Annotated in this window: 9 protein-coding genes; 5 read left to right on the top strand and 4 right to left on the bottom strand. The window is 47.5% G+C overall.

The features are described from left to right. Positions 1–32: 32 nt before the first annotated feature. Genes JOD20_RS03700 through JOD20_RS03685 form a run of 4 tightly spaced genes read left to right on the top strand, consistent with a single transcriptional unit; the run spans position 33 to position 6,523 of the window. Complete coding sequence (locus JOD20_RS03700; protein ID WP_204753968.1) at positions 33–1,433, top strand: Wadjet anti-phage system protein JetA family protein; 1,401 nt, start codon at positions 33–35, stop codon at positions 1,431–1,433. After that, entirely contained in the window at positions 1,430–2,062 is a 633-nt protein-coding gene (locus tag JOD20_RS03695; RefSeq protein ID WP_204753967.1) for a DUF4194 domain-containing protein, read from the top strand. The genes JOD20_RS03700 and JOD20_RS03695 overlap by 4 nt, the downstream gene beginning before the upstream one ends. Further along, positions 2,059–5,340, top strand: coding sequence for an ATP-binding protein (locus tag JOD20_RS03690; RefSeq protein WP_204753966.1), 3,282 nt, complete (start codon positions 2,059–2,061; stop codon positions 5,338–5,340). The genes JOD20_RS03695 and JOD20_RS03690 overlap by 4 nt, the downstream gene beginning before the upstream one ends. Beyond that, positions 5,318–6,523, top strand: a complete 1,206-nt coding sequence (locus JOD20_RS03685; protein WP_204753965.1) for a Wadjet anti-phage system protein JetD domain-containing protein — start codon at positions 5,318–5,320, stop codon at positions 6,521–6,523. Before JOD20_RS03690 ends, JOD20_RS03685 begins: the two co-directional genes overlap by 23 nt. A gap of 660 nt (positions 6,524–7,183) precedes the next feature. Here JOD20_RS03685 and JOD20_RS03680 read toward each other — a convergent pair. Further along, a complete protein-coding gene (locus JOD20_RS03680; protein ID WP_204753964.1) occupies positions 7,184–8,155 on the bottom strand; it encodes an A/G-specific adenine glycosylase in 972 nt (323 codons plus the stop codon). 143 nt (positions 8,156–8,298) lie between these two features. Between JOD20_RS03680 and JOD20_RS03675 the strand changes: the two genes are divergently transcribed. Next, positions 8,299–9,126 (top strand): alpha/beta fold hydrolase, encoded by an 828-nt coding sequence (locus JOD20_RS03675; RefSeq protein WP_204753963.1) that lies wholly within the window; start codon positions 8,299–8,301, stop codon positions 9,124–9,126. On the opposite strand, the gene JOD20_RS03670 is transcribed toward JOD20_RS03675, so the two are convergent. From JOD20_RS03670 to JOD20_RS03660, 3 genes are read right to left on the bottom strand one after another with little or no spacing between them, the layout of a single operon-like run. After that, entirely contained in the window at positions 9,127–9,870 is a 744-nt protein-coding gene (locus tag JOD20_RS03670; protein ID WP_204753962.1) for a hypothetical protein, read from the bottom strand. It abuts the gene before it with no gap. Positions 9,871–9,896: 26 nt separating this feature from the next. Further along, positions 9,897–10,313 carry a response regulator gene (locus JOD20_RS03665; RefSeq protein ID WP_204753961.1) on the bottom strand — a complete coding sequence of 139 codons (417 nt, stop codon included), beginning with the start codon at positions 10,311–10,313 and terminating at the stop codon, positions 9,897–9,899. Next, positions 10,310–11,803, bottom strand: a complete 1,494-nt coding sequence (locus tag JOD20_RS03660; RefSeq protein WP_204753960.1) for a sensor histidine kinase — start codon at positions 11,801–11,803, stop codon at positions 10,310–10,312. Before JOD20_RS03660 ends, JOD20_RS03665 begins: the two co-directional genes overlap by 4 nt. Between the last annotated feature and the right edge of the window lie 3 nt (positions 11,804–11,806).

Genomic DNA, 11,806 nt, shown 5'->3' with positions numbered 1-11,806 from the left:
ACCATGCATCCGCCAAAGAAATGCGTGCTACCATGAGTTTGTTCGAGACCGTTCCTGCCAACCTTTTTCGCCCACTCGCTAGCCCTGGGGCTGCAATTTATACCCAAGTGTTGCTAGCACTATTCGCCGCCACCAAACAACAATCACAACCGCTCAGCCGTGAACGAGCATTAAGCCTCGTCGAACAACAATTAGAGCAACCGAACGCTGAAGTGCTGACCAGCGATGCCCACGAAGAAGAATCGGAGCTTGAGCAAAATAACCATGCTTCGGCGATTTTACGCTCGCTGCGGGCTTGGGGTTGGCTGCGCTTCGAGCAACAAAGTGATTATTCCTCGGCGATTATTTTGCCCGATTATGCCTTTCGGCTGTTGCAACTCTTTGAAGACCTTGCGACCAAACAGCGCCAACATTTGCGTGGCATGATTTGTGGCATTCACGATGTGCTCGAAAAAGCCTGCACTGGCGATGCGCCGCACGATCGGCTTTCGAATGCCTATGACCAGACGCTTTTTCTGACTCAAGCACTCAAAGAATTGCAACACAATATTGGTTTGCACATTCAAACTGTACTCAAAACCCTCAAAACCAAAGATGTGCTTGAACATGTGTTTGGCAGCTATCGCAAAGATATTGTTGATCAAGCCTATCATCAGTTGCGCACCTCCGACCACCTTTCGCGCTATCGGCCTGCAATTTTACAATTTTTGCACAAAATCGAGCGCACAAATCTCATCGATCTATCGGCGCAGCATTTGGTTAGTCGCGGTGAGGCGGCTAGTTTTGAACTAGCCTACAATCGATTAAGCGAGCAAATTGAAACAATTCGTAGTCATTTTGAGCAACTTGATCAATTAATTAGGGTGATTGATCTTCGTCATAGCCAATTTGTTGATTCGGCAGTGCGCAATATTGAATTATTTCTCAGTGCTAGCACCAGCACCAGCGGTCAACTCCACAGTATTTTGAGCCACATCTTACCTAATCCTGAAGCCTATGCCCAAGCCAGCCCAGAAATTAACGAACTATTGAATATTTACGAGGTTCAACTAACTGATCAGCAATCGTTAACTGCGCCAACGCGTGCGGCTGTGCCTTTTGAAAGTCAGGCTGATAGCTATATACCAATTAGCGAGGCCGACATTGAACAAGCACAGGCGGCTACCCTGCGCCAATTGCGCCGTTCGATCAGCCGCGATCGGGTGCGCCGTTATGCCTTACAACTATTGGGCGATGCTGAGCAGCGGCGTGGCTCAGAGATAGAGCTTGAAAGTATTGACGATTTATCATTAATTATCTATTTGCGCTCGTATGGCGATGGCTCGCTGGGCTATAAAGTTGAGCCAATTGATGATGGTGTGTGGGTTGAGCGTGATGGCGTGGGCTTTCGCGATTTCTTGGTGCGGCGGGTTTCAACGGAGCAACCAGCATGAGTTTAGTTAATTTTGCTGAAGAATATAGCCAACTTTCATCAACCGAACAGCAATTATTTGCCGATAGCGTGCGGCGTTTGCTCAGCGATGGTCTGATTTGGCGTGAAGATGAGCAGGATCGGCGAATTTTTGCATGGTTAGTGCGCCGCATCGATTTGGTGCGTGATTATTTAGCAGTTGCAGGCTGGGAACTGCATTACGCCGAAAATTTGCATATTTTTCATGTCTTTCATCGTGATGGCAGCCATCGCCGCCGCTTTGATAAAGAGGAAACCCTCTGGTTGCTGTTATTGCGCCTGATTTACGCTGAACAATATGAATCCCTTAATCCAAGTTTGACGCGCTATCCTACTACGACGGTAAGTGATCTCTATAACCGTTATAGTGAGTTTTTCCCTAATCGAGCTATTCGCAAAAAAGGTGTCTTTGATAGTGCTTTACGTCTATTCAATGGACTTAAATTAATTCGTGCCCCGCAGAGTACGGTGCTGAGAGCCAATGATCCTGAGACCGTGATTGAATTATTGCCAGCCCTTGAGGTGATTGTTCCTGCTAGTGGCATCGCCGCTTTGGCCGAACGCCTAGCCGAATATCAACGCCCGAGCAATTCAGACGAGGAGCAAGCATGATTAAGCTGAGTCGAATTTTTTTATATCATTGGCATCGCTTCGATCGGCATGTCTTAGATGTCCAAGATAGTTTGTATTTGGCTGGGCATAATGGCTCTGGCAAATCGTCAATCCTTGATGCGTTGCAACTTGTGCTCGTGGCCGATTTGGGGCGAGTACGGTTTAACAGCGCCGCTCAAGATCGCTCGCAGCGTTCGCTCGATAGCTATGTGCGTGGCAAAATTGGTGAGCAACATTGGCTGCGACCTGGGGATACGATTGGCTATGTAGTGTTGGAATGGACTGACGATCTGAAGCACCAAGCCTTTATCAGCGGCGTTTGCCTCGAAGCTCGTGCTGCCACCCAAAGCGTCGAAAAAACCTTCTTCATCGGCGATGGCCAGCTTGACCCTGATCTGTTTATTGATCAAGGGAAGCCACGCACCCGCCGTGAAATCAAAGCGCTGGCTCGTAATCGCACAAGCTTTAACAGCTTTGACCAAACTGGCGAATATCAGGCGGAGCTATTGAATCGGCTTGGTGGCCTCAACCAGCGCTTCTTCGATTTATTTCTGCGCGCCTTGACCTTCCAGCCAATTCGTAATATTCGTGAGTTTGTTGAACAATGGTTGTTGGAGCCGAATTCGCTTGATGTGCATACCTTGCAAAATGTTGTTGAACGCCTACGCGATTTGGAACGCAAAGCCAAACAAGTCGAAGATCAATTAAAAAGCCTCAATGCAATTATCAAAACCCAAGATGAAGCGAAACGATTTCGTGATTTGCAAGGGAAATTTGAAATTCTCGCGGCGTATTACAACGTTGCGGCAATTCAACAACAGATTAATCAAAACCAACAACGATTAATCGATACCCGCCGTGATTATGAATTGAATCAAGCTGACCTTGAACAGCAAATTGGCTTGCAGCACAATGCGCAAATTGCCTTAGTTGAAGCCCAAGTTCAATTAAATCAATCGGATGTTGTGCGCCGTAAACAACAACTTGCCAACGAAATTCAGCAATTGCAGCAGCAAATTCAAAAAATTAACCAACGCTGGCGGCAACTCCAAGCAAAATTAACCCAAATTGCTCAATCATTGAATACATTACCAGCAATTGCTGAGCAAGATTTAGTTAATCTATTGCAGCAGCCTGAGTATATTCCCCAAGCGCAGCAAATTGTTCCTTTACTCCAGCAACAAAACGTGGCTACCGGATCTGCTTTAAAACTGCAAATCCAAGCGCTGACGAGAACTGATGATACGATTGCGCGCTTAGTTGAACAAGAAAGCAGCTTAAAAAAGGAAATTGCGAGCCTTGAACAATCAAATCGCCAAAATCATTATCCACAAAATGTGGAAAATGTGCGTAACTACTTAAAACAAGAATTAAAGATTGAACTGTTTTTGCTTTGTGAGCTTTTAGAAATTCCTGATCAACATTGGCAAGATGCTGTTGAAGCAATGCTTGGTCAGCGCCGATTCAATATTATTGTTGAACCTAAATATTATAGCCAAGCACTCGATTTGCTTGATCAGTTACGTGATAAACAACGCCTCTATGATGTGGGCTTGGTTGATTTGCAGCAAGCAAGCGCCGAAACTCGCCCAGCAAGGCCATTATCATTGGCAACGAAAGTTAAAGCCAAAACAGGTTTAATTGATAAATATATTGTAGCGATTTTAGGCGATATTATCACATGCGAACGAGTTCAAGATTTGCGCCAACATCGGCGAGCAATTACCGCTGAAGTGATGGTGTATCAAGAATGGACGGCTCGTTCAATCGATCCACGCAAATTTCGGCCTTGGTTTATCGGCGAACGTGCACAACGCTCGCAAATCGAAAGTCGCCGCCAGCAATTAACCGAAATCCAAGCTGAGTTAGCGATATTACGTCCTGAACAACAACGTCAACGTCAATATTCTGAGCAACTTGAAAAATTACAACAAATCTTATTAGGCTTAGATTCATATTTTGCGGAAGAACTTGATGCAAGTGAATTACAACGAACGCTTGCTGAATTACAACAAGATCACGATAGTATTGATACCAGCGGCGTAGCAGCACTTGAAGCAGAAGTTAAGCGTTTACAAACAATGTATGATGAATATTCTAAAAATATTAGCCGCTTTAATGAGCTAAATGGTGCTTTTAAAACTAAAATCAACCAACTTGAACAACAACTTCAACAAGATAACCATCAATTATTGAATGCTCAAAGCCTGTTTGATCATACGCAGCAGCAATATCCCAATCAAATTGAGGATGCAAGCGCCGATTTTCAGCGTGAAAATACTGAAGCTGCGCAATTTAGCCGTTTGCAAGAAACCGCTGAGCAACAGAGTCGCGGCTATCATACGCGCTTCAATAATCGCCAAGAAGCTTTGCGTGAACAAGTTCTGCTCTATAATCGCGATTTTGGGGCGCGTGAGCTGGCCGATATTGAGCAAACGAGCTTCCAAACCAGAAAAGCTGAATTAGAAGCTACAGATTTGCCCAATTTCGGGCAGAAAATTGCTGAAGCAAAACATGAAACTGAAACAGAGCTACGTGAACATGTTTTACACAAGTTACGCGAAAATATTGGCCGCGCTAAAGCTGAACTCGATCGAATTAACGATGCTTTACAAGGCTTAGATTTTAATGGCCAGCGTTATCATTTTCGCTATGAAGTTGCCGATTCACTCCGTGATTTTTATCAACTAATCGAGCAATCAGCGAATGTGACCAGTGAAATTATTCAAGATAGTGAGTTTTATCAACAACATAAGGCGACCTTTGATCGCTTTTTTCAATTGTTGATTCAGCCTGGATTAACCGACCAAGAAAAGCTTGAACAAGCTCAAATTACCGACTATCGACGCTATTTAAGCTACGACATTGATGTGATTGATCGTGATGGTACACGCTCTCGTTTGAGCAAGATTATGGGTCAAACTTCAGGTGGCGAAACTCAAACGCCATTTTATGTGACAATCGCTGCATCGTTTGTGCAACTGTATAAAATTAGCGAACGCAGCAAACGCTCAACCATCAGAATTGTGGCCTTCGACGAGGCATTTTCAAAAATGGATCAAGATCGGATTGGCTCGACTCTCGATCTCTTCCATCATTTTGGCTTGCAGATTATCACTGCTACACCGATTGAACGCTGTGAATATCTGGTGCCAAAAATGTGCACAACCTTGGTTTTAACGAGCTTGAAAGATCAGCAACAGCGAGTTTTGGTTGAGCCATATCGGAATTATGCAGCACGTCTAGAGGCGCTGAATGCTGAATCTGAACAAAACTAGCACCGCTATTTTGCAGCAATTGCTTGACCAACATGAGCAACGCGATCGCCAGCGAGTTAATCGCGTTCAGATCAAAGCTGCTAAATTTCAGCGTTATTTTGACCCTAAGCAGGTTGATGAACGCCAACAAACCAATAGTTGTTTGCTTGAATTGGCTCGAACGCAGGTCATTAAACTCCATTGGCGCAAATGGGAAGAGCATAATTGGCTTGAAGCTGTCGATTTGCTTGAGGCTGTGCCGCTTTATCATTTATTGAAACGCCAGCCTTTGGCTGAGCAAGAGCAGGCGTTGCACGCATTGTTGGCCGAATATGAGCATCCACAGGCGTGGTTTGCTGAGTGGTTGGCGTGGCTCGAACAGCAATTAATTCAACAACGCTCAATCCAACCACTTGATTTAACCGACCTCACTTGGAATCGCGATCTGCTACGGGCAGTTTATGGGCTAACTCAATTAGAAACGCCAATGCTAGAACGCTTATTTAGTGTTCGTTGGCTTCGCCAGAGCAAACGATTTAGCGAGCTAGAAAGCGCAGTTTTGCGGGTTTTGCGCCAATTTGCGCCCCAAGCCAAGCAGTTTGGCGATGACGACCGCGCTTTGTTACAAGCATTTGGGCTTGAAAAAGTACCAGAATATGTGTTAATTGCTGGTGATGTCCGGTTGAGTTTGAATCAAAAAATCCTCGAATTGGGTGATTTTCGGCCAAGTTTGGGTTTGCCTAGCTCAATTTTGCGTCAGGCTACGGTGCTCGATTCAAGCTGTAGCGAAATTATTACAATCGAAAATTTAACCAGTTTCCATAGTATGCTTGCTCGTCAGCCCCAAGCGATGCTGATCTATACAGGTGGCTTTGCGAGTCCAAGCCTTTGCCAATTTCTGGTCAAGCTAGCAACCGCATTGCCAAGCGTCGGTTGGTATCATTGGGGGGATTACGACGTAGGTGGCTTGCGCATCTTGGCTCATTTACGCCAACACGTTGCGCAAATTCAGTTATGGCAACCTGATCCAGCTATTTTTGAGCGTATGCCCAATGCGACACAAGCGTTGAATCAAAAAGAACGCCAAAACCTCACTGAACTCCAACAACACCCATTGCTTGCCGATTGCCAAGCCTTGATTGCTGCAATGCTGACCCAGAATATAAAACTTGAACAAGAGCAACTTGATCTTTTAGGCGGCTAAAAATCCTTTGCCCAGCGAGGGGGACGCTGGGCAAAGGTGCGGCGGAAGGAGGTGTCTACACCGTTGCTGGCTTAGCAGGCGGCGCGGTGGAATATGCGCCATCCATGGGGTGCCAAGTCACGGCAACAGTCAACGATCAAGGCCAGAACATCCGGCACCATATTGGCCAATAGCACCACGATAGCGATCGTGGAAAGGAGGGCCTTGGCCGCAGACCGGCAATCAGAGAATCCTAGCTCAACACGCTACCAAGGTTGGTAGCAACTGCGCTGCAACTATCAAGTCCTTGAGTTAACCGAATGAGTAAGCCCAGCTTCAGGTTTGTGAACCAGTTGAGCGCTGGTGAATACTCGGTTCAGGCATTGCGACGGCTAACCCTCAAGCTTTGTTGTTGATTCAGGTGGTTGAAATGGCCTAGCATTAACCACTGGCTGAATCGTACCAACGGCGATATTTGGACGCTGCTTGCCTTCGGTGAAGGCTTTGCTGAAACTAGGTTGTGAAGCGTCGCATCTTCGTTGAGCAGAATTGCTCTGACGATTGTGTCCAGCAGTGATGGTGCTTCACGTGGCCTCGTTTGTTTATGGGTTTAGGATACTCCTGCTTCGCCATAATCAATGAAATACTTTCGCAACGTATCGTAGCGACTCCTTCACCTGCTTAGGCTGGCAGCCGCACGCTCCAACCCGCTAAATCATGCTCAGGCTGGTGTTGCCAAATTAACAAGCCATCTTGGGCCAAGCCACTCACCAACTTGGCGAGCCAGGTAAGATCAGCCTCGTTGCCCAGCCAATCTGGCTTTACTTGCGGCCCCAAGTTTGCCAAATCGAGGCTTTGTTGCGCTTCAAGCGCCCGCAGCGCATCGATAATGCGCCCGCGAAAATAGCGGTTGGAGCTATGAAATGGTTGTTCGGCAGCCTTTTTGCGGGGCTTGATGACTGGCGGTTGCCACATATCGAGCTGGGTATTAGCCTCGCGCCAAATCGCATAGGCCCGACAATGCTGATTGAGCGGGCAGCGCCAACATTGGGGCTTGGCTGCGCTGCAAATCAAAGCTCCCAACTCCATAATTGCTTGGTTCCAAGCCCAACCTTGGCCTGGCGGAATCAGTTGTTTGGCATAATCAATTAATGTTTGTTCGTTGGTCTCAGGCGGCGCATCTTCGGGGCCAACCAACAAGCGCCGCACGACGCGCCGAATATTGGTATCAAGAAACGCCACATCACGCTCGAAGGCAAAACATGCCACCGCCCCCGAGGTGTACGCGCCGATGCCTGGCAAATTGCGCAAGCCCTCGGGCGTATCGGGGAAGCCAGCAGGCTCGGCGGGATAGCCAGCAGCAACAATCGCTTGGGCTGCACGTTGCAAATTAACCGCCCGCCGATTGTAGCCCAAGCCTTGCCACGAACGAATGACATCGGCGGTTGAGGCGCTAGCCAAGGCTTCGACGGTGGGAAACAGCGCCAAAAAAGCCTCATATTTGGGAATAACCCGATCAACTTGGGTTTGTTGCAGCATCGTTTCCGACACCAAAATATAGTAGGGGTTGCGGGTGCGTCGCCACGGTAAATCGCGCCCATTGGCCTGAAACCACGCCAACAGATCGGTTTGCAATGCGCTTGTCTCGTTCATAGCTCTTTCTGTTCTAAAATGTTCTAGCTTGATCGTACCATAAACTTAGCAAATTGGTTGAAATATCAGTCTTTTGGCGCTAGAAAACGAACAATTGTGCGGCTATACTAAACTTAATATTGATTGTATGTGGAGGACTCTTGATGAGTCAGACGCTTGAAACAGGCTATGTCGCTGTTGATGGTGGTGAATTGTATTATGAAGCGGTGGGCAGTGGCTTGCCGTTAGTTTTTATCCACGCTGGGGTAGCCGATTCGCGTATGTGGGATGCCCAAGTTGCTCATTTTTCGCCCAAATATCGGGTGATTCGCTATGATACCCGTGGCTTTGGCCGCTCGAAAACCGAAGCCGTCAGTTTTTCCAATCGCCAAGATCTTTTGGCTGTGCTTGATCATTGTAAGGTTGATCAGGCGATTTTGATTGGGAATTCACGCGGTGGCAGTATCGCGATTGATTCAACCTTGAGCTTTCCCGATCGTGTCAAGGGCTTGGTGGTGCTTGGCTCCGGCTTGGGTGGCTTTGGCTCAGAAGAAATTCCCCCAGATTTGGTGGAGCCAATTGGCAAAATGCAAGCCGCCCAAGAAGCCAAAGATTGGGCTTTATTAGCTGAATTAGAAGCCCGCTTTTGGGCCGATGGGCCAAATCAGCCAGCAGGTCGCGCCGATAATGCTGTTTATGAAGCTGTGCGCTCAATGACCTACGAGAATTTTATTAATCAACCAGTTGAGGCAGATGCCGAACCATTAGATCCGCCAGCAATGGGCCGTTTGGCCGAAATTCGAGTGCCATTGTTGATTTTTATTGGCCTACTTGATGAAGCAGATTGTGTTGAAGCAGCGAAATATCTGGCCGAGCATGTGACCAATGCCCAATATGTGGCCTTCCCTGACGTGGCGCATATGGTCAGCCTCGAAAAGCCCCAAGAATTTAATCGGATTATTGACGAATTTATCGACCGCAATCACTTATAATTAATGAATTGGCCCAGCCCGACCATTTAATAAGGGTTGGGCCAATGTATCATCAAGCATGGCGATTGTGCGGTGCAGATGTTGCCGCCGTTTGGTGGTTTGATACAAAATCCAGCCAGCCCCAGCAAAAAAGAGCGCCGCCAGCATATTCGTGGTCAAAACCATCGAAACCATGAGTTCAGATGGCGCGCTGAAACTATGCGCAATAATGTTCATGCTGCTAATCATCGTCAGATAAGCAGTTGAGAACAAAACGACCGTGCGCAAGCGTTGCCAACGAGCTTGGCGAATGCATAAACCAATTACGATAAAGGTGGCAATGCTGGTGAAACTCAGCAGCAAAATAAATTTGCTTGGGCCTGCTTGGCGGCCAAGCATCAATGCCGTAAAACCCTGAATGCCAACAATCGTGAGGATTGGCGCGAGCCAAATTTGGGCCGAACGCCGTAGCTGCAAGGCTTGCTGGCCATGCCAAAGCGCGTAGGCCAAACACACAAAACCTGGAGTTAAAAATTGAAACAGATCAATCGACCAACCAAACAGACTTTGCCCAGAGCTTAATTTGCTAAAGCGGTTGAACGACGATAATGCACCGCCAATGGTGATCATCAGTGCTCCAAGCCTTGCTAAATAGCCACTTTCCTCATCCATCAAGCCAATCATGCTGGTGATCCACCACAACGCGGCTGAAGTTAATAAAAAGGTAAGCAAATCGCCTGCGGCGAGCATCCACATTGTTTGCATAAAAGCGCTCCTGATTATTGGGTTGGCTAGCGTGGTTCCCAAACCCATTCATCGTGTAGAATGCGCCAAATTTGGTTGGGAAAACGATCTTGATTGATCGGAATGCCAATAAAACCATCGAAACCAGCATTCCGCGTTCGTTCTACATCATCGATCATAATATTGGCGGTTAAAGCGACAATTCGCGTGCCAATTAATTTTGGATGCACTCTTAATATGGGCAATTGGGCAAATGCTGCCCGTAAAGGCCGTTTAATATCATACAAAATTAAGTCAAACAAACCTGATGTCGGTGCATCAAGCATCGTAATTAATGAGCGACCATCGCGACACCGCACACACGAACGCACGCCAACTTCAGCAAGCAACAGATCTTGCACCACAAAAAACGTATCATCGCGATCTTCAACGACCAGCACATGGGCAAATCTTGGGTCTATCATAGCGCTGTCTGTTTCGTCTGTGGGTCAAAAATCACAACTTCTGGCGTAAGATTTTCGGCAATCGGCAGGGTAAAGCTAAAGCTCGAACCGCTGCCAAATTGGCTTTCGGCCCACATCGTGCCGCCTTGTAATTCTACCAAGTGGCGACTAATTGGCAAGCCCAAACCAGTGCCTTGCTGGCGTTGCGCCGAAGCAGCTTGCTCAACTTGGTGAAATTCTTCAAAAACCAAGGGCAATTCGTGGGCAGGAATCCCTGCACCGGTATCAATCACTGAAATTTGCACCATGCCATCACTTTCGAAGGCGCGCAGCGTAATGCCCCCGCTATCGGTAAATTTGGCCGCGTTGGAGAGCAAATTCAGCAAAATCTGGCGTACCCGCACTTTATCACCGCGTACTGGCGGAATTTCTTCCTCGACATCTGCTTCGAGATTCAGCCCCTTGCTTTTGGTCAATCCAACCGCAGTGGCCATTACCCCATTGAAAATCGGCTGTAAATCAAGCAATTCGAGCTGCAATTCCATCCGTCCCGCTTCAATTTTCGAAAGGTCTAAGATGTCGTTGATCAACCCGAGCAGATGTTCGCTATTGACCAGCACCCGTTCTTGCAGCTCAATTTGGCGCGCCGTCAGCTCGCCATAGCGGGGTTTGCCCAAAAACTGGGTAAAGTTGATGATTGCATTGAGCGGGGTGCGCAATTCATGCGACATATTGGCCAAGAAGCGAGTTTTCAAGGTGTTGGCTTCGTCGGCAACAGTCCGGGCAACTTCTAGCTCTTTATTCAACACTTGGAGTTGGCTATTCAAGCGCGATTGCATCTCATACGCGCCTTCAAGCTCCAAGAGCGTGCGGGCTACGCGAGCCTCGCTCACTCGCAAGCGTTCGGCGCGGCGCTCGGCCAAGCGATGGCTTTCCATGGCCCATTCGACGGTTGCCACTAAGTCGCGGGTGGCGAGCCAACTGGTAAGAGCTGCCAAAATTAAGATTACAATTGGAGGCGTAAATGTGGTAATAAATTGGGTAATCGAGCCATAATGATTGGTAACATTGGTGGCTGAAGCAAAGCCGACAGATAAAAAGATGATGATAACTAAGCAAACTACGGTAAACGGTGCGCGTGGCGAATACAAAATCCCAGCCACAATGACCGCAAGCACCAGCGAGTAGGCCATAAATGCGGTTGTGCCAGGCAGCAAAAATAAACTAATGGTTGGCGTGCCGACAATCGAGAAGAAGAATGCACCACGGGCTAAGCGAATTTTGTTGTAGCGCAAGCCCAAAAATGCCACGCCTGTGCCAACCGCAAACAAGGCCCATGGCGGGCCGCTGCGCGCATAATTACTTGGGTTGCCAGTAACTTGGGTGAGCAACATGGCAAACCAAAATACCCCAAAGCCCAAGCACAAATAGACCAAAATCGTGAGTGTGTCGATCCGAAACGATAGGAGATTTTCCTGAAGGCTGGCATCAATTTGATCGCGTTCTTCCATCGT

Origin of the sequence: Herpetosiphon giganteus, from assembly GCF_016907925.1 — a bacterium.
Taxonomy (GTDB): domain Bacteria; phylum Chloroflexota; class Chloroflexia; order Chloroflexales; family Herpetosiphonaceae; genus Herpetosiphon; species Herpetosiphon giganteus.
Note: the sequence above shows the minus strand (reverse complement) of the source record. Positions and strands in the feature narration are given on the sequence as shown.

What these genes read in the sequence shown, in the direction of transcription:
- JOD20_RS03685 (WP_204753965.1), top strand. Translation starts at nt 5,318, where the DNA reads ATGCTGAATCTGAACAAAACTAGCACCGCTATTTTGCAGCAATTGCTT.
- JOD20_RS03665 (WP_204753961.1), bottom strand. Translation starts at nt 10,313, where the DNA reads ATGATAGACCCAAGATTTGCCCATGTGCTGGTCGTTGAAGATCGCGAT.
- JOD20_RS03690 (WP_204753966.1), top strand. Translation starts at nt 2,059, where the DNA reads ATGATTAAGCTGAGTCGAATTTTTTTATATCATTGGCATCGCTTCGAT.
- JOD20_RS03660 (WP_204753960.1), bottom strand. Translation starts at nt 11,803, where the DNA reads ATGGAAGAACGCGATCAAATTGATGCCAGCCTTCAGGAAAATCTCCTA.
- JOD20_RS03680 (WP_204753964.1), bottom strand. Translation starts at nt 8,155, where the DNA reads ATGAACGAGACAAGCGCATTGCAAACCGATCTGTTGGCGTGGTTTCAG.
- JOD20_RS03675 (WP_204753963.1), top strand. Translation starts at nt 8,299, where the DNA reads ATGAGTCAGACGCTTGAAACAGGCTATGTCGCTGTTGATGGTGGTGAA.
- JOD20_RS03700 (WP_204753968.1), top strand. Translation starts at nt 33, where the DNA reads ATGAGTTTGTTCGAGACCGTTCCTGCCAACCTTTTTCGCCCACTCGCT.
- JOD20_RS03670 (WP_204753962.1), bottom strand. Translation starts at nt 9,870, where the DNA reads ATGCAAACAATGTGGATGCTCGCCGCAGGCGATTTGCTTACCTTTTTA.
- JOD20_RS03695 (WP_204753967.1), top strand. Translation starts at nt 1,430, where the DNA reads ATGAGTTTAGTTAATTTTGCTGAAGAATATAGCCAACTTTCATCAACC.